This window comes from Rhodovulum viride, assembly GCF_003265965.1.
Classification (GTDB): domain Bacteria; phylum Pseudomonadota; class Alphaproteobacteria; order Rhodobacterales; family Rhodobacteraceae; genus Rhodovulum; species Rhodovulum kholense.
The window spans coordinates 18,954-39,351 of the sequence record NZ_MUAV01000018.1; the positions used below are offsets into that span (position 1 = coordinate 18,954).

Sequence of the window (20,398 nt, forward strand, 5' to 3'; positions counted from 1 at the left end):
TATAGGCCATATGAATTATCTCTGAGAAAAATAAGATAGAGACGCATATTCCTGCCCGGCCCGGCCGGGCGTTACCTTAGGCGGGACCTTCACATGAGGACTAACATGGGCGCGCTCGACGGCATTCGGATTCTGAGTTTCAACCATTTCCTGTCGGGCCCCGCCGCGGCGCAGCATCTGGCCGACATGGGCGCCGACGTGATCGCCATCGAGCCCATCGGCGGCGCCTTCCAGCGCAACTGGGCCGTCGCCAATCGCTTCGTCGACGAGACCAGCGTCAACCACATGACGACCGGCCGCAACAAGCGCTCGCTCGCGCTGGACCTGAAGGCGCCCGCGGCGCTGGACGCGGTCAGGCGGCTGATCGCGACCGCCGATGTGGTGATGGAGAATTTCCGCCCCGGCACGATGGACAAGCTCGGACTGGGCGAGGCCGAGCTGCACCGCATCAATCCCCGCATCATCTATGCCGCGACCACGGGCTATGGCGCCGACGGCCCCTACGCGAAGCGCCCCGGTCAGGACGTGCTGTTGCAGGCGATGTCGGGGCTTGCCGCCCATACCGGCAGCCTCGAAGGTGGACCGGTTGCTATCGGCACGGTGCCGATCGACCACCATGCCGCCGCGCTGACCGCAGGCGGCATCGTCGCGGCCCTGTTCGAGCGCGAGCGCACCGGCGTCGCCCGCAAGGTCGAGGTCAACATGCTGCAGGCCGCGCTCGACCTGCAGGGCGAATCGATCACCGCCTGGATGAACGGCGCGAACCGCAAGGGCCCGCGCGGCGAGGCGGGACTGGCCAACTGGTTCAGCCCGGCGCCCTACGGGATCTACGCGGTCAGCGACGGCCATGTCATGATCTCGATGTGCAAGCCCGCCGATCTGGCAGAACCGCTGAACCTGCCCGAACTGGCCGCCTTCACCGAGGAAGACGGCTTTTCGAAACGCGGCGAGATCGCGACACTGGTGCAGCAGGGCATGGCGCGCCTGACCATGGCCGAGGCGCTGCCGCTGCTTGAGGCGGCCGGGGTCTGGCACACGCCGGTCGAGGATTACGACGCCCTGCCCCAGAACCCGCAGGTCCGGCATCTGGGCGCCTTCGTCGAGGCCGAGACCCGGGGCGGCTCGCCCATGGTGATGCTGGCCCATCCGGTCCGTTATGACGGCGAGACGCCGCCCGTCCGGATGACGCCGCCCGCCCTGGGCGAGCACAGCCGCGAGGTATTGGCCGAGGCGGGCCTTGGTTCCGACGAAATCGAAGCGCTCCTTGCGGCCGGAGCCGTGGCGCAGACCGACCGGATGCGGGGGTAATACAGATGGATTTCACGATTTCCGACGAGATGAAGATGGTGACCGAGGCTGTCGCCCGCTTCGTGCGCGAAAAGGTTCAGCCGCTGGAGCAGGAAACCGAGGCCAATGCCCAGATCCCGCCCGAAAAGCTGGCGGCGGTCCGGGCCGAGGCACAGGCGCTGGGCTTTTATGCGCTGAACATGTCCGAGGAGGTCGGCGGCGGCGGGCTCGGGGTTCTCGACATGTGTCTGGTCGAGGAACAGCTGGGCCAGACCTCGGACGCGCTGATCCGGCGGATCTTCGGGCAGGTCTATCCGATGCTCGAACAGTTCAAGGGCGATCTGCGCGAAAAGTACCTTTTCCCGACCGTCAGGGGCGACAAGATCTGCGCCATGGCGATCACCGAACCGGGCGCGGGCTCGGACGCGGCCGCGATCAAGACCAGGGCGGTGCTGGACGGCGATCACTGGGTGCTGAACGGCAGCAAGCATTTCATCTCGGACGGGGACATCGCCGATTACATCATCGTCATGGCGGTGACCGATCCCGAGAAGCGCGCGCGGGGCGGCATCACGCTGCTGATCGTCGACAAGGACATGCCCGGCTTCAGGGTCACGCGGAACCAGCCGATGATGGGCCATCGCGGCTATGGCCATGCCGAGATGACCTTCGACGACGTGCGCATCCCGAAGGACCAGATCCTCGGCGAGGTGGGCGAGGGCTTCAAGGTCATGATGGCCAATGTCGGCGGCATCCGGCTGGGCCATATCGGCGCGCGGGCGGTCGGCATGGCCTCGCGCGTTCTCGAGATGATGCGCGAGCATGCCGCCACCCGGAAGCAGTTCGGCCAGCCCATCGGCGAGTTCCAGATGGTCCAGCAGATGATCGCCGACAGCGCGATGGAGATCTTCGCGACCCGGATGATGGTGCTGAACACCGCCTGGGAAATCGACCAGGGGATGGACCCGCGCGACAAGGTCTCGATGGTCAAGGTGCAGGCCTCGGAAATGCTGGGCCGGGTCGCCGACCGGGGCATTCAGGTCTTCGGCGGCTATGGCTTCACCAAGGAGCTGCCGCTGGAACGCATCTACCGCGACGCGCGGGTGACCCGGATCTATGACGGCACCTCGGAGGTCCACCGCATGCTGATCGCCCGTTCGGTGATCAAGCGCGGCCTGACGCTTTGACGGAACGGAGTTTTTCATGAGTATCGAACGGGGCCAGTCGGTCACCTTCCGCAAGACCCTGACCGTGGCCGAACAGGGCTTCTTCACCGGCATCTCGGGCAATCTGGGTCCGGCCCATGTGGACCGCGTCAAGGCGCAGGCTCTGGGCCTGCCGGACATGGCCGTGTTCGAACTGGCGGCAGGCGCGCTGTTCTCGACCGCGCTGTCGCGGCTTGCGGGGCCGGACTACCGGATCGGCACGATTTCCTTCTCGTTCCACCGCACCGTGACCGTCGGCGAAACGCTGGCCGCCACAGCCACCAGCGGCGGCCCCGAAGGCAAGTCTCTGGTCTGCCATCTGGCGGGCGAGATCGACGGCCACACCGTAGTGACCGGCGAGGCGACACTCGTCCTCAGGGAGGGCTGAGCCCTCATGTACGACATCCGTCAGATGGACGAGCTGTGCGTGGGCGACCGCATCAGCGTCACCAAGACCGTGACCGAGGCCGACGGCGCCATGTACATTGCCGCCACCGGCGATTTCGGCCCGGTCCATGTCGACGAGGACTATGCCTCGGGCACCCGCTTCGGCGAGCGCCTCGCGCCGGGCATCCTGGTCGCGGGCATCTGCACTTCGGTGCTGACCGCCGAGCTTGTGGGTACGCTGGGCGTGTCGATCCGCGACAGCTTCTGGTTCACCGGCGCGGTCCGCTACGGCGACACGCTGACCTTCGAGATTTGGATCAGCGGCAAGGACGAGGAAAACCGCACCGTCGATTGGCAGGCCTCGGCCCGCAACGAAGAGGGCGCCGAGGTCCTCAAGGCCGACGCGACCCTGAAATTCCCCCGAAAGAAAGTGACGACATGAGCCTGACCGGCAAGGATCTGCGCGGCATCACGGTCGCGACCGTTCTGCCCTTCGACGAGACGGGTGCCATCGACTGGGAGGGCTATGCGGCCGTCCTCGACCATTGCGCCAAGCCCGAGACGACCGATTGCGTCTTCGTCAACGGCCATGCCGGCGAGGCGACCGCGCTGACCGAGGCCGAACGCGACGAGGTGATCCGCACCACCCGCGATCATATCGGCAAGGACCGGCTGTTGCTGGCGGGCGTGGTGCCTACCGGTTACCCCGAGGCCGTCCGTCAGGCCGAAGCCGCCCGCGAGGCCGGCGCCGACGTCGCCGTGATCTTCCCGCCCGAGGCTCTGGGCGGCGGAAACGCCTCGACCAGGGCCCCCGTGGCCTTCATGGAAAAGCTCGCCCGCGAGCTGGCGATGCCGATGTCGGTCTTCCAGTTCCCCATTGCCTCGGGCTTCGGCTATTCGACCGAGGCGCTGGCCGAGATCGCCCAGATCCCCGAAATCGTCGCGATCAAGGAAGGCAGCGCCACGATGCTCGCCTATGACGAGAACCGCCGCGCGGTGAAGGCCGCGGCGCCCGATGTCGCGATCCTGCCCTCGAACTTCCACTGGTTCTTCTCGCAACTTGCGCTGGGCGGCGACGGCATCCTGTCCGGCCTCGCCTCGCTGACGCCAGGCCTTCTGGCCGAGCTGTGGCAGGCCTCCGAGGCGCAGGATCTGGCGCGGATGCGCGCGGTCAACGACCGGCTTTACCCGGTGGTGCGCGCGATCTACGGCCCCGCCCCGGTCGTCGACATGCACACCCGGATGAAGGACGGATTGAGAATGATGGGCATCATCAAATGTGCAACCCCGCGCCTGCCGCTCTTGCCGCAACCCGGGGCCATCGTCGAAGGCCTCCGCGCGGCGCTGATCCAGGCGGAGGTGCTGTGATGGCCGCACATCCCCATGGCGGGCTTTACGCCGCCACCATCTGCCCGATGCACGAGGACGGCGCGCTGGACCTCGACAGCCTCGAGCGGCATTTCGCGGCCGTTCTGGCGACCGAGGGGCTCGACGGGCTGTTGCTGAACGGGCATGCGGGCGAAGGCATCTTCCTGACCCGCGACGAGGCCGCGACCGTGGTGCGCCATGCCAAGGCCATCGCCCCGACCAAGCGGGTGCTGGCGGCGGTCAGCGCCGAATCGACCGCCCAGGCTGCCGCCGACGCCCGGGCCGCGCGGGCGGCCGGGGCCGACGGGATCATGGTCTTCGCCCCTTTCTCCTGGGCGCTCGGCGCCGATCCGCGCGCGATTGTCGCCCATCACAGGGGCATCGCCGAGGCGGCCGAAGGGCCGGTCTACCTGTTTCAGGGCTCGGTCGGCTCGGGCGGGCTGCATTACGCGCCCGACACGCTGGCCGCGCTTCTGGAGATAGAGGCGGTCGTCGGCATCAAGGAAGGCTCGTGGGAGACCCGCGCCTATGAGGACACGCTGCGCCAGACCCGCGCGCTCCGGCCCGAGGTCGCGGTGATGGCCTCGGGCGACGAACACCTCTTTGCCTGCTTCCAGCTGGGCAGCGACGGATCGGCCGTCAGCCTCGCCGCAGTTGTTCCGGACCTGATCGTGGCGCTCGACACCCATGTCCGCGCGGGCGAGACCGACGCCGCACTGGCGATCCACCGCAAGCTTTTCGCGCTGGCCAGACTCGTCTATGCGCGCCCGGGCCATCTGGCCGCCGCCCGGCTGAAAGCCTGCCTTGCACGGCTCGGCCGGATCGACAGCCCCGCCTGCCGCGCGCCGACGCCACCCATCGACCAGGCCGAAACCGACCGTCTGGCCGCAGCGCTTGCGCCCTGTCTGGAGACCCGAGATGAGTGAACCCCATCAGACGCACATGGTCTTCGTCGATATCGACCCCGAGGACGAGGCCGCCTTCGACGACTGGTACAACAACACCCACCTGCCCGACATCCTGGCCTGCCCCGGCTGGCTGGACGCCCGGCGCGAGAAATGTCTGGAGGGCGGGCCAGCCCATGTGGCGATCTACACGATCACCGGCCCAGAAGCCTATGAAACGCCGGAATTCGCGGCTATCAAGGGCTTTGGACCGTTCACCGACAAGATCCGCAATTTCCGGCGGGTCCGCCTGACGAAAAGCTGAACGCGTCCCCAAGAGGAAGCGTTCGCCCCATGCTGAACCTGCGACAACTCGAGATCCTGCGCGCGGTGGTGCAGTACCGCACCACCGTCGGCGCCGCCGAACGTCTGGGCATGTCGCAACCTTCGGTCTCGAACACCATCCGCCATATCGAGACGGTGCTGGGCTTCCCGCTGTTCGAGCGGGTCTCGAACCGGCTGGTGCCGACCGAAGAGGCGCTGATCCTGCTGGAAGACGCGGAACCGTTGTTCCTGCTGCGCGACGCGGTCAACCAGCGCGCGGCCGATCTCCGGCGCGGGCGGATCGGGCGCATCCGCATCGCCTCGACCGCCGAGCTGTCCGAGGCGGTGCTGCCCCGGGTCATCGCCGACTATGCCGGGCAGTACCCCAAGGTGCAGATCTCGCTGGAAACCCGGCCGCTCGACAGTGTGCTGCAGGTGGTCGAGAACGGGCTGGCCGATGTCGCCTTCGTCATCGCCGCCTATGAACGCCAGGCACTCGACTACGAAACCCTGGTCGAGTTGCGCGCGGTCTGCCTGTGCCCCGCCGACGACCCGCTGGCCCGGCTCGAGGCGGTGACGCCGCGCGACCTGATCGGGCGGCAGATGGTTGGCCCGCAGGTGTCGAACCGGATCGGGCTGATGATCGCCGACAGCTTCCGCGCCAGCGGCCATGTCTACAGCCCCTCGGTCGAGACCCGGTTCATGAACGCCGCCGCGCGGATCGTGCGCGAAGGCTGCGGCGTGACCCTGATCGACGAGTTGTCCGCCCATACGGTGCTGCGGCCGGGGCTGGTGGTGCGCGCCTACGCGCCCGCGCTCAGCTTCGAGCTTTCGGCGGCGACCTCGCGCACCAAGACCACCTCGCGCCAGACCCGGCGCCTGATCACCGCCTTCGCCGAGCGGGTCCAGGCCCAGATCGCAGAAGTCCGGGCCGAGGCCGAACGCGACGCCTCATGACGCCGCGCGGCGACGCAACCCGGCCAGAACCGACGCCCCGCCCTCGACGATCAGATTGGTTTCGTTCGTCGCGACCAACATCTGCGCGCCCAGCGCCAGCGCATGGCTTTGCACCAGCCCAGGCGGCAGGCCCATGACGCCGAAGCCCAGCCCATGGGCCTTTGCCGCAGCCGCGATGCGCTGAAAGGCGGCCAGCATGTCGGGATGTCCGATCTGCCCGCGCAGCCCGATCCCGTCGGCCAGATCGTTGGTGCCGATGATCAGCGCGTCGAGCCCCGGCACCGCCGCGATCTCCTCGACCGCCGCCAGCGCCTCGGCGCTTTCGATCATCGCGATCACCTGCCCCTGGCCCGCCCGCGCCACCAGATCCGCCGCCGGCAGCGGCACGTAAGCGGCGACGGGCAGCGGACCCGGCAGCGCCCGCCGCCCGACCGGCGCAAAGCGACAGGCGCGGACCACCGCGCGGGCCTGATCGGCGCTGTCGACATGGGGCACGATCACCCCGGCCGCCCCGCAATCGAGCGTCCGCGCAAGATCCGGCGAGCCCGGCCCGGTGACCCGCGCATAGACCGGAAAACCGGCTGCCAGCCCGGCCGCCGCCGCCTGCCCCAGATCGGCCAGACCGATGGGCCCATGCTCCATATCCATGACCGCAAAATCGAATCCCGCCCCCCTGGCGAGAAGGATCGCCTCGGCGCGCCCCAGAAGGCAGAAAGCCAGCCCGATTTCCGGACCGATGCCGTTTTCACTTTGCACGAAAAATACCCTCCACAGCACAACGCTGCTTGCATCCTGTTCGACTTCTGTTTTTCGTCCTCGCAGGTTACCCTGTTTTCAAGAGGAGTATTCGCGAAAACCCCAGATTAAATACTTCCATCCACTTTCTTAATAGCTCTCTTCCTTTCGCCCCCCGTCTTTGCGGATAACCTCTCGCAACAGGACCGACGCGCGGCGGGATCGTCCGCCCGGATCGATGGATAGGAGGTGCACCGGTGTCAGACCGCTCGGCAGAGCATGACGTGTCGCGAGTTGCTTCGAGCGCGGTCTGGAAAGGCCTGTCGATGATGCTCTGGACGCTCCGCAGAGCGGTGGACGGGGCCGCCATCCTGCTTCTGGCCTACATGGCGCTGGCCGTCCTGATCCAGATCGTCGGGCGCTATGTCTTCAATTATTCCATCGCCTGGAGCGAAGAGACCGCGACCTTCGCGCAGATCTGGCTGGCGCTGCTGGGAGCGGGCATCGCGATGCGCCACAACCAGCATGTCGGCGTCGATGTCCTGATCCTGAAGGCACCTCTGGCGGTCCAGCGGGTCTTCAACATTGCCGCCTTCGCGCTTGGGGCCTGGTTTCTCGGCGTCGTGGTCGTCGGATCGCTGTCGATGGTCGCCATCGGCATGATGGTCAAGTCTCCGGCCCTGCGGATCCCGCTGGCCATTCCCTATTCGGCGCTGCCCGTGGGCTTTGGCTATTTCCTTCTCGAATTCGCCCTGTCCAGCATTCCGCGCATCCTGCGCCCCGGCGCCCGGAACGCCGAGGAGACCGGCATATGATCTGGGCCGTCGGAGGATTTCTGCTGCTGTTGGTTTCGGGCATCCCGATCGTGCTGGCGCTCGGGATCGCGGCTCTGGTCGCGATCGAGCTGACCACGACCGCCCCGATCTCGATCGTCGCCCAGCGCGTCTATGGCGGGATCAGTTCGTTCACGCTGATGGCCATTCCGTTCTTCGTGGCCTCGGGGCTACTGATGGAGGCCGGCGGCATCGCCCGGCGCTTCGTCGCGCTCGCGGGCGCGCTGGTGGGCTGGATCACCGGCAGTCTTTACATGGTCTCGGTCGTCACCGGCACCGGGCTCGCGGCGATCTCGGGCTCGGGCTCGGCCGATACCGCCGCGATCAGCGCGGTGATGGTGCCCGAGATGAAAAAGCGCCGCTACGACATCGACCTGGCGGCGGCGATCATCGCCGCCTCGGGTTCGCTGGCCTCGATCATCCCGCCCTCGATCGTGATGATCGTGATCGCCGTGACCGCCAACCAGTCCATCGGCGCGATGTTCCTGGGCGGCATCGTCCCGGGGCTGATCGTCATGGCCGGGTTGATGCTGGGCGCCTGGCTGTTCGCCCGCCGGGGAGGCCCGGCCTATCGCGACGGCGAGGCCTTCACGTTTCAGCGCCTCGGCCGCACCTTCCTCGACGCGGCGCCGGGCCTCCTGGTGCCGGTGGTCATCATCGGCGGCATCGTCGGCGGCGTCTTCACCGCGACCGAGGCCGCCTGCGTGGCGCTGTTCACCACACTGGTCGTGACCATGTTCATCTACAGGGAACTCAAACCGCGCGACCTGCCGCGGATCCTGCTGAAGGCGATCAGCCTGTCGGCGACGGTCCTGATCATCATCTCGACGGCTTCGGTCTTCACCTGGATCATCGCCACCCAGGGCTTTCCGGCGATGCTGAGCGCCTGGCTGACCGGGATCACCGAGAACCCGATCGCCTTCCTGCTGATCGTCAACCTGCTGCTGCTGGTCGTCGGCATGTTCATGGAAAGCATCTCGGCGGTGCTGATCCTGCTGCCGGTGCTGCTGCCCATCGCCCGAAGCTATGGCATCGACCCGGTGCAATTCGGCATCATCACCGCGCTGAACCTGTCCATTGGCCTGATCACGCCGCCCTACGGGATCTGCCTCTATGTCGCCTCGTCGGTGGCCGGGCGCCGGATCGAGCAGGTCTCGCGCCGGATCTGGCTGCCGTTCCTGTGCATGCTGGTGGCGCTGGTGCTGGTCACCTTCGTTCCGGCCGTCTCTCTCTGGCTGCCGTCGGTCATCATGAAATGACCGGGCCGTTCGCTCTTTAACCAAGAAAAGGAACCCTCCGGATGTCCAACAGAGTCCTGTCCTCCCTCGCGGTTCTCGCCGCATTGACGGCCGCGCCCGCCCTGGCGGCCGACTACACCTTCAAGGTGGCCCATACCAACGCCGCCGACGAGGTGCAGGACAAGGGCCTGCAGAAGATGCGCGAGCTTCTGGAAGAAAAGACCGACGGCGCCGCCACGCTGGAAATCTACCCCGGCGGCCAGCTGGGCGACGAGGCGCAGCTGATCGAGGGCGTGATGCTGGGCTCGCTCGACATGTCGATGACCTCGAACTCGCTCCTGTCGAACTATATCGAGGATTTCCGCGTCTTCGACATGCCCTTCCTCTTCCCGTCGATCTCGGCCCTGGGCGAGAAGGTCGATGCCAACTGGGACCTGATGGAAGACAGCGCCAACGGGTCTGGCTTCCAGCTGATTGGCGTGTTCTCGTCAGGCATCCGCCACCTGATGACCTCGAAACCGGTCGAGACCATCGACGACGTCAAGGGGCTGAAGATCCGCACCATGCAGAACCCGGTCCATGTCGAGGCCTGGCGCGCCTATGGCGCCAACCCGACGCCGATGGCCTATTCGGAACTGTACGGCGCGCTGCAATCGGGCGTCGTGGACGGGGCCGAGGCCGCCTCGACCGGCTATGACGGCATGAAGTTCTACGAGGTCGCGCCCGATTTCGCGCTGGTCGGCTGGCTGAACATGACCGCCCCGGTGGTGATGCAGAAGGCCGCCTATGACGCGCTGCCGGAAAACATCCAGACCGCGCTGATGGAAGCGGGCCAGGAAGCCGCCCGGTGGGAACGGCAATATGTCGAGGATCAGGAACAGCCGCTGATCGACAGCTTCAAGGCCGAGGGCGTGACCATCACCCGGCCCGATGTCGAACCGTTCCGCAAGGCGTCGCTGCCGCTTTACGAAAGCGAACTGACGACCCCCGGCCAGAAGAAGCTTTTCGAGGCGCTGACCGCCGAATAAACCCGGCCCGCAAGGTCCAAGGCCGCGGCCCCAAGCAAGGGCCGCGGTTTCCGTTCAGAAATGAAAGCCGACCCCAATCATGCTTGATCTAGCCATCAGAAACGCCCAGATCGTCACCGCCGCCGACCGCTATGTCGCCGATATCGGCATCCGCGACGGCCGCATCGTCGAGATCGCCGAAAAAGTCGGCGCGGCCGCCGAAGAGATCGACGCGACCGGTCTCTGGGCGATGCCCGGCGGGATCGACGCCCATGTCCATCTGGCCCAGCCCCAGGGCGGCGGCGTGGTCATGGCCGACGATTTCGAGACCGGCACCCGGTCGGCCGCCGCGGGCGGCAACACCACGGTCCTGCCGTTCGCGCTGCAGCAGAAGGGCCAGACCCTGCGCGAGGCGGTGCAGGCCTATCACGCCTCGGCCGAGGGCAAGTGCCATGTGGATGTGTCCTTCCATCTGATCATCACCGACCCGACGCCCCAGGTGCTGGGCCAGGAACTGCCCGCGCTGATCAAGGACGGCTATACGTCCTTCAAGGTCTTCATGACCTATGACGACCTGATCCTGAACGATGCCGAACTGCTCGAGGTCTTCGACACCGCCCACCGCGAACAGGCGCTGGTGATGGTCCATGCCGAGGGCCATGACGCGATCAAGTTCATGACCCGCAAGCTGGAAGAGGCGGGCAAGACCGCGCCCTATTACCACGCGATATCGCATTCCGCCGTGGCCGAGCGCGAGGCCACCCACCGCGCCATCAGCCATGCCGAACTTACCGATGTGCCGATCGTCATCGTCCATGTCTCGGGCCGCGAGCCGATGGAACAGATCCAGTGGGCGAAGCGGCGCGGCCGCAAGGTCTTCGCGGAAACCTGCCCGCAATATATCGCCCTGACGCGCGACGACCTGAAGGGCCTGAACATGGACTTCTCGGGCGCCAAATATGTCTGTTCGCCGCCGCCGCGCGACACCGACAGTCAGGACGCGATCTGGGAAGGGCTGCGGGACGGCACCTTCGACATTTTCTCGTCCGACCACTGCCCCTTCCGCTATGAAGACCCGGCCGGCAAGGACGTGAAGGGCGCGCGGACCTCGTTCAAATGGGTGCCGAACGGCATTCCGGGCGTCGCCGCACGGCTGCCCGTGCTGTTTTCCGAGGGCGTGTCGAAGGGCCGGATCTCGGCCGAACGTTTCGTGGCGCTGACCGCCACCAATCCGGCCAAGCTTTACGGGCTTTATCCGAAGAAGGGCACCATCGCCATCGGCGCGGATGCCGATATCGCGCTCTGGGACCCGAAGGTCGAAACCACGATCACCCAGGCCAAGATGCATCACGGCTGCGACTACACCCCCTACGAGGGGATGGCGGTGACGGGCTGGCCCGTGCGGACGATCCTGCGCGGCAAGACGGTTGCCGCCGATGGCGAGGTGACCGGCACCCCCGCCGATGGCCAGTACCTGCCCCGCAAGATCAGCGGCGAGGCCTTCCCCGGCTGAGCCGGACATGAAACGGCCGGAGGGCAGCCCCCTGCCCCCCGGCCCTTTTGCCTTCCCCGGCGGCGTTCAGGTCCGGCTGCCCTCGGGATCGACCCGCGCGGCGAGGTCTTCCATCATCGCCGCGTTCTGCATCCGCAGGATCGCCTCGGCGGCGGGCAGGTCGTGACGCCTGAGCGCCTCGACCATCAGCGCCATTTCCTCGGCCAGAACCGCCTGCCGCCCCGGCCCGTAGCCATAGCCGCGCCGGAAGGCGAAGATCAGCTCCCAGCCGCGCAGGAACATCCGGTGCGCCTCGGCATTGCCGCCGAACTCGACCAGCCGCGCATTGAAGCGGCGGTTCGTTTCCAGCGCCGCCACCTCTTCGCCCGCCGCCAGATGCGCGGCATAGGCTTCGGCCAGCGCCTCCAGCTCTTTCAACCGTTCCAGCGTCAGGGTCCGCATGCCCCGCCGCAGCGCAAAGATCCGAAGCTCGGTGTTCAGCTCGAACAGGTCCGAGATATAGGCGCGGTCGAGCCTGCGGACCGTCGCGCCGCGATTGGGCTCGATCTCGACCAGCCCCTCGCCCTCGAGCTTTCTCAGCGCCTCGCGCAGCGGCATGGTCGAGAAGCCCAGATCGGCCGCCAGTTCGGCCACCTTCAGCCGTTCGCCCGGCGCGAAACGGCCCGCAAGGATCGCCTCGCGGATCTGGCGGGTGGCCTGGTCGACGGAATTGGCGGCGGGTTCCAGTTTGCTGTCCTTGCGCGGGGCCGGGCTGGGCGCAACCATAGTCAGTCGCGCTTCTGGATCAACGAGACATGTTCGGCCGAGATCGCGGGCGAGCGGTCGGGAAACAGCAGCCACACGGTCTCGGTGATCACGCCCGCGGGCCGGGTCCGGCTTTCGCGCTTGGCGGTGAACTCCATTTCCACATGCATCTCGTCGCCCGCGCCCATCGGATGGACGAAGCGCACATGGTTCCAGCCGAGCGAGGCAATCGAGCTGTCCTCGTACAGCTTCAGCTCGGTCTTCAGCCCCTCCATCAGCGCCAGCCCGTAAAGCCCGTGCGCGATGATGCCGTCGAACCCGGCCCGTTTGGCATAGGCCTCGTCGGTATGCAGGGGATGATGGTCGCGGGTCAGCCGACAGAAATCGGCGATGTCGGCTTCGGTGATCACATGGGACGCGGTGGTGAACCGCGCCCCGACCTCGACGTCTTCGAAATAAAGGCTCATGCGTAGGCCTTCTGCACCTGGCGGGCGATGATCATGCGCTGGATCTGGTTGGTGCCCTCGTAAATCTGGCTGAGACGCACGTCGCGGAACAGCCGCTCGATGCGGAACTCGCGCGAATAGCCGTTGCCGCCATGGATCTGCAGCGCGTTCGAGATATGCACCTGCGCCATGTCGGTGGTGAACAGCTTGGCCTGCGCGGCTTCCAGCGCGATGGGATGGCCCGCGTCGTAAAGCTTCGCCGCATGGTGGATCAGCAAGCGCGCGGCGGCGATGTCCTTCGACATGTCGGCGATCATGAACTGGATCGCCTGGAAATCGAAGATCGGCTTGCCGAACTGGCGCCGGTCATGGGCATAGGCGACGGCATCCTCCATCGCGGCCTGGGCCATGCCCAGCGCCATCGAGGACATCATCAGCCGCGAGAAGTTGAAATTCTCCATCGCCATCTTGAAGGCGCCGTGCTCGGGCCCGATGAGGTTGGTGGCAGGCACCCGCACCTCGTCGAAACTGATCATGCATTCGGCAAGGCCATGCATGCCCAGAAGCGTCTCGGACTTGCCGCGATGGACGCCGGGCCGGTCGGTTTCGACCAGGATGCAGCTGATGCCGCGATGCCCGGCCTCGGGATCGGTCTTGGCAAAGACCATGATCACGTCGGCGACCTCGCCGAAGGTGACCCAGGCCTTGGTGCCCTTGATCACGTAGTCGTCACCGTCGCGCCGGGCGGTGGTCTTCATCGCGGCGACGTCCGATCCGCAGTCCGGTTCGGTGACCGCGGTGGCGGGAATCACCTTGCCCTCGAGGATGCCGGGGATCCATTTCCGGGTCTCTTTGCCGCCGTGGTGGTTCAGGAACAGCGCCGCCTCGACCGGGATCGCGAAGGCATTGCCGACCGCGCCCGAGCCGCGCGCGATTTCCTCCATGACGATGCAGGCGGCCATCGCATCCATCCCGACGCCGCCTGCCTCCTCGGGCAGGGCAACGCCGAAAAGCCCCTGTTCGGCAAGGGTTTCATAGACGGCGCGGGGGAAGACGTCGTCCCGGTCGATGGCGGCGGCGGCAGGCGCGATCACCTGATCGCTGAGCTTGCGCGCGGTGTCGCGGACCATGCGCTGGTCCTCGGTGTAAAACTGATCCACGGATGATCTCCAGTAGCGGATATTCTTTCAAATCTGATCACAAGCATTTCCGGTTCCTGCGCCCCGGTCAAGCCGAGGCGATGCCCGCATGGAAGGCATCTTCCGGAGTGCGGTCGAAGAAGTAGACGATCACCTCTTTCGGTTGCGCGCCATAGGCCGCGCAAAGACCGTCGGTCAGGGCGCGGGCCGCCGCCGCCTTGGCGTCCTGGGGCCTCGGGAAGGCATGAACTTTCACAAAAATGCGGAATACTTCAGCGTTTTCGCCATATTTTCCGGCATGTCCGTAGGAATTTTCGGGGACCGAAAAATAATAGACGGTCACGATTTCCGGCTTGATTCCGAAGGCCGTGCAGAGACCATCGGTCATGGAGGATGTCGCAAGTACCCGTGTTTGCTCACTGGCGCCACGGTCGAAGACTTCGATGAAAGGCATGGGGGATCTCCTGTCGGACCCGGGCGAGGCGGCCCCATGGCCGGACCCGGTTATTGACCGGATACATGATCAGATAAAATCTGCAAACAACGCTTTGAGATCGATAATGCGAACAGGAATCGGAATGAGTTTCAGAGGAAGCTACACAGTCTGCGTCACCGCCTTCGACGAGGCCGGCGCGGTCGATCTTGCCGCCATGCGCGCCTATACCGACTGGCAGATCGCCGAAGGGTCGCACGGGCTGGTGCCGCTGGGCTCGACCGGCGAATTCCTGTCGCTGACCCGCGAGGAACGGGGGCAGGTCGCAGAAGCCGTGATCGGCCAGGCCGCGGGCCGGGTGCCGGTTCTGATCGGCACCGCCGCCGAATGGACCGACGAGGCGATCCGCCTGTCGCAGGACGCCGAACGCCTTGGCGCGGACGGGGTGATGCTGGTCCCGCCCTACTATTCGTCGCCGACCGAGGACGAGCTGTTCACCCATTTCCGCCGCGTGGCCGAGGCGATCTCGATCCCGGTGATGCTGTACAACAACCCCTTCACCGCCAATGTCGACCTGACCGCGCCTCTGGTCGCGCGGCTGTCCGAGATCGACAATATCGTCGCCATCAAGGACACCTCGAAGAACGTGCACCGGGTGACCGAACTGATCGAGCAATGCGGCGACCGGCTGACGGTGTTCGCGGGCTATTACCCTTGGGAAAGCTACCGCTGCGGGGCCGAGGGCTACAGTTCGGTCATGGCCAATATCTCGCCGCGCCTCTCGGCCGAAATGTTCACCGAAACGCGGGACGGCGATGAAGCGAAGGGCCGCGAGATCTACGTGAAATGCCTGCCGCTGATCAACGCGCTGGCGGGCGATCTGTACGTGTCGGCCACCAAGGCCGCGATGCGGATGATCGGCCGCCCGATGGGCGACCCGCGCCCGCCCCGGCTGCCGCTGCCCCAGGCCCGGCAGGACGAGTTGCGCCGCATTCTCGACGATCTCGGGCTGCTGGCGACAGCCTGAACGCCCCCGGTCCGGTCGCGGACCTTCGCCCCAACAGAGAGACAACCAAAGGAAACGCCTGATGAAACTGACGAACCTTGCCCTTTGCCTCGCGCTTGGCGCCTCGGTCGCGCTGCCCGCCTTCGCGCAGGAGATCACCCTGAAGGCCAGCCATAACGCCAATGCCGAAGAGCCTTATGGCGTCGGCATGCGCAAGATGGCCGAGATCCTCGAAGACAAGACCGGTGGCAAAGCCACCATCCAGGTCTTCGACAATGCCCAGCTCGGCGATGAGATGGAAAGCATCCAGGGCACCCAGATGGGCACCGTCGGCATCGCCGTGACCTCGAACGAGACGCTGGCGAACTTCGTGCCCGACCTGACCGTGTTCAGCCTGCCATTCCTGTTCAAGGATGCCGAGCAGATGGACCGCGCCCTGAGCGACCCGGCGGTGATCGCCAAGGCGCAGGAGATCCTGGGCGAGAAGGGCTTTCACCTGATCAGCTTCTTCTCGGCCGGGACCCGTCACATCATGACCAAGACGCCGATCGAGACCATGGACGACCTGGCGGGCCTGAAGATCCGCACCATGCAGAACCCGGCCCATGTGGACACCTTCAAGGCCTTCGGCGCCAACCCGACGCCGCTGGCCTATACCGAGCTTTACGGCGCGCTCGAGACCGGCGTGGTCGACGGGGCCGAGGCCGCCAACACCAATTACTACGCCAAGAAATTCTACGAGGTGTCGCCGGACTGGGCGATGATCGGCTGGCTCGAACTTGTGGCGCCGGTGATCATGGGAGAGGCCGCCTATCAGGCGCTGCCCGCCGACGTGCAGACCGCGCTGGACGAGGCTGGCAAGGAGGCGGGCCAGTTCCAGCGCCAGACCTATCGCGAAAGCGACATCGCACGCATCAAGGATCTCGAGGCGGCGGGCGTGACCATCACCCATCCCGACGACGCCACCTTCCGCGCCGCCGCCGCACCGATCCAGGCCCAGTATGTCACGACGGACGCGCAGAAAGAGCTGTTCGAGCTTCTGCAATCGGTCGAATAACCCGGCACATCCTGGCCTCCCGGCTGCGGACACGCCGCGGCCGGGACTTTCGTATTTCCATGACCGCCAACGGAGGCCCGCCATGCTGACGCTGATCGAAAAAGTCCTGCTTCTCTTGCGCCGGCTGGTTTCGGGCGTGGTGATCGTGCTGTTCTCCGTAATGATGGCCGCCGTGCTGGTGCAGGTCGCCGGGCGCTACGTATTCAACTACTCCATCGCCCAGGCCTCCGAGATCGCGACCTTCTGCCAGATCTGGCTGGTGCTGCTGGGGGCGGGCGTCGCCATGGCGCGCGGCCAGCATGTGGCCATCGACATGGTGCCCGCGCAGTTCTCGCTGCCCTGGGCGCGGGCCGCTCTGATCTTCATCGCTCTGGTCTCTGCCGCCTTCCTTGCCGTTCTCGCCTGGGGCAGCCAGCCGCTCCTGCGGATGGGCGCATTCCAGACCTCGCCTTCGCTGCAGATGCCGATGGCCTGGATGTATCTCTGCCTGCCGGTGGGCGCGGCCTATATCGCGCTGGAACTGCTGCTGTCGGTGATCCTGCGCTGGAACGACCCGTTCCCGCCGCCCAGCCTCGATCATGAAGAGGAGGCGATCTGATGCTGGTGATTGCCGTTGCCTTCGTCTTCCTGCTGCTAGCCGGTGTGCCGGTGGTTTTCGTGCTGGGCGCCTCGGCGGTGATCGCGCTGGTCACCACGACCGACGTCCCTGTCGCCATCGTCAGCCAGAGAGTCTTTGCCGGGCTGAACACCTTCACGCTGATGTCGATCCCGTTCTTCGTCTTCGCGGGCGTGATCATGGATGCGGGCGGCATCTCGCGCCGGATCGTCGAATTCGCCTCGGCCGTCATCGGCTGGGTGGTCGGCAGCCTGCTGCAGGTTTCGTGCCTGGCTGCCGCCGGGCTGGCCGCGATCTCGGGCTCGGGCTCGGCCGACACCGCCGCGATTTCGGCAATCATGCAGCCGCAGCTGCGCCGCCGCGGCTATGACGTCGATTTCGGCGCCGCGATCATCGCCTCGGCCGGGTCCATCGCCCAGGTGATCCCGCCCAGCCTGACCATGGTGATCCTCGCCGTCGTGTCGAATGTCTCGATCGGGGCGCTGTTCCTGTCGGGCGTGGTGCCGGGGCTGATGTGCATCGCGATCCTGATGGTCATCGCCTATTTCCATGCCCGGACGGGCGGCCCCGCCTATCGCGAGACCGAGCCCTTCACCTTCGCCCGGCTGGCCCGCACCGGCTGGGCCGCGCTGCCTGCAGCAGGCATGCCGGTGCTGATCCTCGGCGGCATTCTGGGCGGCGTCTTCACGCCGACCGAGGCCGCGGCCGTCTCGGGCTTCTACGGGCTTTTGATCGGCGCCTTCCTCTACCGCGATCTCGACCTCAAGCGCCTGCCCGACCTGATCCTGAGGACCGTGTCGCTGTCGGCCGCCGTGATGCTGATCATCGGCACCGCCAGCGTCTTTTCCTGGCTGATCGCCAACGCGAACGTGCCCCAGCTTCTCGGCAACTGGATCGCCAGCGTGTCCTCCTCGACGCTGATGTTCCTGTTGATCGCGAACCTGCTGTTCCTCTTCGTCGGCATGTTCCTCGAGACCATCGCCGCGATCCTGATCATCGTGCCGGTGCTGTCGCCCATCGCAGCCCAGATGGGGGTGGACCCGATCCACTTCTCGCTGCTGATCATCCTCAACTGCGCCATCGGCACGGTGACGCCGCCCTATGGCGTCTCGCTCTTCGTGGCCTCCAGCGTGGCCGGGCGGCCGGTGCTGTCGGTGGCGAAGAAACTCGCGCTGCCGCTGGCCGGGCTCTTTGCCGTGCTGGTCGCGGTGACGCTGGTCCCCGATCTTCCGCTTTTCCTGCCGCGCCTTGCCGGCCTCATCGACTGAAGGACTGTCCCATGACGAAACTCAAGGTCACCATCGCCGGGATCGAATTCGACGCCCGTTTCGAGGATGCCGCGCCGAAGACCGTCGCGGCCTTCCGCGCGAAATTGCCCTTCAAGGGCCAGGTCGTGCATGTCCGCTGGTCGGGCGAGGGTGTCTGGATCCCGCTGGGCGAGACCGATTTCGGCCTCGGCTACGAGAACCACACCAGCTACCCGGCGCCGGGCCAGATCATCCTCTATCCCGGCGGGATCAGCGAGACCGAGATCCTGCTGGCCTATGGCGGCGTGCATTTCGCCTCGAAGCTCGGCCAGCTTGCGGGCAACCATTTCATCACCCTGACCTCGAATACCGACAAACTGGCGGACCTCGGGCCCAAGGTGTTGTATGAGGGCGCCCAGGACATCCTGTTCGAAGAGATCGACGCGTGACAAACCCCCAGCCCATCACCTTCGGCGCACGCCTGCGCCAGCTCGCGCGCACGCGCGGGCCCGCCGAGGCCGTCCGGTTTCTGGCCGCCGACGGGCAGGAAGAGGCGATTGGCTGGGACGCGCTTGACGTCGCCGTCGACCGCATCGCCCATGTGCTGGCGGCACGCGGGGTCGCTCAGGGCGATGTGGTCGGAATCGGGCTGGGCAATACGCCCACCCATCTGGCCACATCGCTGGCGGTCTGGCGGCTGGGGGCGACGACCCTGGTCGCCGACCCGCATCTGGCCCCCGAGCTTGCCGCCGCGCTGAAGGCCCGGATCGGCGCCCGGATCTGGATCGCCGAGACCCCGGGCACCGGCGATCTGGACCGCGCCACGCTGGAACGGCTGGCCACCTTCGCCCCTGCCGCGCGACTCGCCGATGCGGTCTCGCGCCCGGGCAAGATCGTGCTTTCGGGCGGCTCGACCGGGCTGCCCAAGATGATGGCCGACGACCGGCCCTATACCCGGGTGCCCGGCGCCAGCTGGGGCAAGATCGCGCCCGCGCTGGGCTTCCGCGCCGATCAGGTGCAGCTGGTCGCGGGGGCGCTTTCGCATAACGCGCCGCAGACCTGGGCGCAGAACGGGCTTTTCGAGGGCAACCGACTGATCCTGATGGAAAAGTTCGACGCCGACCGGGCGCTTCTGGCGATCGACCGCTTTCAAGTCGGCTTCGCGATGGTGGTGCCGACGATGATGGTGCGGATGCTCGACCGGCTCGACGCCACCGGCGCGCGCCTCGACAGCCTGCATGCCTTCTATCACACCGGCGCCCCCTGCCCGGCCTGGCTCAAGGCCGCCTGGATCGAGCGGCTGGGACCTGACCGCGTCTTCGAGATGTATGGCTCGGGCGAGAATACCGGCCAGACCGTCATCACCGGCGCCGAATGGCTCAAGCGCAAGGGGTCGGTCGGGCGCGGTTTCGAGACCGAGATCCGGATCTACGGGCTGGAGGGCGCGCGGCTGGGTCCGCGCGAACGCGGCGAGATCTTCATGCGACCCGAGGACCTTTCCGGCCGCAGCCGCTATCTGGGCCCCGACGCGCCCCAGCCCCGCCGCGACGAGGACGGGTTTCAAAGCATCGGCGATATGGGCTGGCTTGATGACGAGGGCTATCTTTATCTCGCGGGTCGGTCGGATGACGTGATCAATACCGGCGGGGTCAAGGTCCATCCCGAGGTGGTCGAGGCCGAATTGCTGCGCCATCCGCAAGTGGCCGACGCGGTGGTGGTGGGCGTCTCGGACCGCGACTGGGGCCAGCGCGTGGTGGCATGCATCGTGCCCGCCGCCGGCACGACCCCCGATCCGGCCGAGCTGCACGATTTCTGCGCCGCGCATCTGGCGCCCGCCGAGGTACCGAAGCGCTTCGAGCTGCGCCTGACCCTGCCCCGCGACGGCTTCGGCAAGATCCGCCGCAAGGCGCTGCGCGCCGCTCTGGAACCGCGCGACCTGAGCGCGGCCCCCAAGCCGGACGCCTGACCGGAC

At 66.5% G+C, this 20,398-nt stretch carries 23 protein-coding genes; 18 read left to right on the forward strand and 5 right to left on the reverse strand.

The genetic code is table 11. The features are described 5' to 3' along the window. Positions 1-93 precede the first annotated feature (93 nt). From BYZ73_RS14715 to BYZ73_RS14750, 8 genes are read left to right on the forward strand one after another with little or no spacing between them, the layout of a single operon-like run. Complete coding sequence (locus BYZ73_RS14715; RefSeq protein ID WP_245943162.1) at positions 94-1,308, forward strand: CaiB/BaiF CoA transferase family protein; 1,215 nt, start codon at positions 94-96, stop codon at positions 1,306-1,308. Between the two features lie 5 nt (positions 1,309-1,313). Beyond that, a complete protein-coding gene (locus tag BYZ73_RS14720) occupies positions 1,314-2,474 on the forward strand; it encodes an acyl-CoA dehydrogenase family protein (protein WP_112316527.1) in 1,161 nt (386 codons plus the stop codon). 16 nt (positions 2,475-2,490) lie between these two features. After that, positions 2,491-2,880, forward strand: coding sequence for a MaoC/PaaZ C-terminal domain-containing protein (locus BYZ73_RS14725; RefSeq protein ID WP_112316528.1), 390 nt, complete (start codon positions 2,491-2,493; stop codon positions 2,878-2,880). Between the two features lie 6 nt (positions 2,881-2,886). Next, positions 2,887-3,321: a MaoC family dehydratase gene (locus BYZ73_RS14730; protein ID WP_108028397.1), complete on the forward strand. Its 435-nt coding sequence runs from the start codon at positions 2,887-2,889 to the stop codon at positions 3,319-3,321. Then, entirely contained in the window at positions 3,318-4,247 is a 930-nt protein-coding gene (locus BYZ73_RS14735; protein WP_112316529.1) for a dihydrodipicolinate synthase family protein, read from the forward strand. Before BYZ73_RS14730 ends, BYZ73_RS14735 begins: the two co-directional genes overlap by 4 nt. After that, the gene (locus BYZ73_RS14740) at positions 4,247-5,173 is read left to right on the forward strand and encodes a dihydrodipicolinate synthase family protein (RefSeq protein ID WP_112316530.1); all 927 of its coding nucleotides are present in this window, start codon (positions 4,247-4,249) and stop codon (positions 5,171-5,173) included. The genes BYZ73_RS14735 and BYZ73_RS14740 overlap by 1 nt, the downstream gene beginning before the upstream one ends. After that, entirely contained in the window at positions 5,166-5,456 is a 291-nt protein-coding gene (locus tag BYZ73_RS14745) for an EthD domain-containing protein (RefSeq protein WP_112316531.1), read from the forward strand. Before BYZ73_RS14740 ends, BYZ73_RS14745 begins: the two co-directional genes overlap by 8 nt. Before the next feature lie 29 nt (positions 5,457-5,485). Further along, complete coding sequence (locus BYZ73_RS14750) at positions 5,486-6,412, forward strand: LysR family transcriptional regulator (RefSeq protein ID WP_245943164.1); 927 nt, start codon at positions 5,486-5,488, stop codon at positions 6,410-6,412. On the opposite strand, the gene BYZ73_RS14755 is transcribed toward BYZ73_RS14750, so the two are convergent. After that, the gene (locus BYZ73_RS14755) at positions 6,407-7,168 is read right to left on the reverse strand and encodes an HpcH/HpaI aldolase family protein (protein WP_245943165.1); all 762 of its coding nucleotides are present in this window, start codon (positions 7,166-7,168) and stop codon (positions 6,407-6,409) included. The genes BYZ73_RS14750 and BYZ73_RS14755 overlap by 6 nt on opposite strands. A 236-nt stretch (positions 7,169-7,404) precedes the next feature. Here BYZ73_RS14755 and BYZ73_RS14760 point away from each other — a divergent pair, with 236 nt between their 5' ends. The 4 genes from BYZ73_RS14760 to hydA all read left to right on the forward strand — a co-directional run bounded on the left by BYZ73_RS14760 (position 7,405) and on the right by hydA (position 11,738). Next, complete coding sequence (locus tag BYZ73_RS14760) at positions 7,405-7,962, forward strand: TRAP transporter small permease (protein WP_245943166.1); 558 nt, start codon at positions 7,405-7,407, stop codon at positions 7,960-7,962. After that, positions 7,959-9,239, forward strand: a complete 1,281-nt coding sequence (locus BYZ73_RS14765) for a TRAP transporter large permease (protein ID WP_112316534.1) — start codon at positions 7,959-7,961, stop codon at positions 9,237-9,239. The genes BYZ73_RS14760 and BYZ73_RS14765 overlap by 4 nt, the downstream gene beginning before the upstream one ends. A gap of 41 nt (positions 9,240-9,280) precedes the next feature. Then, positions 9,281-10,246, forward strand: a complete 966-nt coding sequence (locus tag BYZ73_RS14770; protein WP_112316535.1) for a TRAP transporter substrate-binding protein — start codon at positions 9,281-9,283, stop codon at positions 10,244-10,246. Between the two features lie 79 nt (positions 10,247-10,325). Beyond that, positions 10,326-11,738, forward strand: coding sequence for a dihydropyrimidinase (hydA, locus tag BYZ73_RS14775; RefSeq protein ID WP_112316536.1), 1,413 nt, complete (start codon positions 10,326-10,328; stop codon positions 11,736-11,738). Between the two features lie 66 nt (positions 11,739-11,804). Here hydA and BYZ73_RS14780 read toward each other — a convergent pair whose 3' ends face one another. From BYZ73_RS14780 to BYZ73_RS14795, 4 genes are all read right to left on the reverse strand, one after another. After that, the gene (locus tag BYZ73_RS14780; RefSeq protein WP_108028388.1) at positions 11,805-12,503 is read right to left on the reverse strand and encodes a GntR family transcriptional regulator; all 699 of its coding nucleotides are present in this window, start codon (positions 12,501-12,503) and stop codon (positions 11,805-11,807) included. A 2-nt stretch (positions 12,504-12,505) separates the two neighbouring features. Beyond that, positions 12,506-12,949, reverse strand: coding sequence for a MaoC family dehydratase (locus BYZ73_RS14785; protein ID WP_108028387.1), 444 nt, complete (start codon positions 12,947-12,949; stop codon positions 12,506-12,508). Continuing rightward, entirely contained in the window at positions 12,946-14,088 is a 1,143-nt protein-coding gene (locus tag BYZ73_RS14790) for an acyl-CoA dehydrogenase family protein (RefSeq protein WP_112316537.1), read from the reverse strand. Before BYZ73_RS14790 ends, BYZ73_RS14785 begins: the two co-directional genes overlap by 4 nt. A 67-nt stretch (positions 14,089-14,155) precedes the next feature. Next, the gene (locus BYZ73_RS14795; protein WP_112316538.1) at positions 14,156-14,521 is read right to left on the reverse strand and encodes a tautomerase family protein; all 366 of its coding nucleotides are present in this window, start codon (positions 14,519-14,521) and stop codon (positions 14,156-14,158) included. Positions 14,522-14,645: 124 nt separating this feature from the next. Between BYZ73_RS14795 and dapA the strand changes: the two genes are divergently transcribed. The 6 genes from dapA to BYZ73_RS14825 all read left to right on the forward strand — a co-directional run bounded on the left by dapA (position 14,646) and on the right by BYZ73_RS14825 (position 20,392). After that, complete coding sequence (gene dapA / locus BYZ73_RS14800) at positions 14,646-15,527, forward strand: 4-hydroxy-tetrahydrodipicolinate synthase (protein WP_112316539.1); 882 nt, start codon at positions 14,646-14,648, stop codon at positions 15,525-15,527. A gap of 61 nt (positions 15,528-15,588) precedes the next feature. Then, positions 15,589-16,563 carry a TRAP transporter substrate-binding protein gene (locus tag BYZ73_RS14805; protein WP_112316540.1) on the forward strand — a complete coding sequence of 325 codons (975 nt, stop codon included), beginning with the start codon at positions 15,589-15,591 and terminating at the stop codon, positions 16,561-16,563. Positions 16,564-16,645: 82 nt separating this feature from the next. Beyond that, positions 16,646-17,161, forward strand: coding sequence for a TRAP transporter small permease (locus tag BYZ73_RS14810; RefSeq protein WP_108028382.1), 516 nt, complete (start codon positions 16,646-16,648; stop codon positions 17,159-17,161). Continuing rightward, complete coding sequence (locus tag BYZ73_RS14815; protein ID WP_112316541.1) at positions 17,161-18,447, forward strand: TRAP transporter large permease; 1,287 nt, start codon at positions 17,161-17,163, stop codon at positions 18,445-18,447. Before BYZ73_RS14810 ends, BYZ73_RS14815 begins: the two co-directional genes overlap by 1 nt. An 11-nt stretch (positions 18,448-18,458) precedes the next feature. After that, on the forward strand, positions 18,459-18,875 hold the full coding sequence (locus BYZ73_RS14820) for a DUF3830 family protein (protein ID WP_112316542.1): 417 nt from the start codon (positions 18,459-18,461) through the stop codon (positions 18,873-18,875). Next, a complete protein-coding gene (locus BYZ73_RS14825; protein WP_112316543.1) occupies positions 18,872-20,392 on the forward strand; it encodes an AMP-binding protein in 1,521 nt (506 codons plus the stop codon). The genes BYZ73_RS14820 and BYZ73_RS14825 overlap by 4 nt, the downstream gene beginning before the upstream one ends. Positions 20,393-20,398 lie beyond the last annotated feature (6 nt).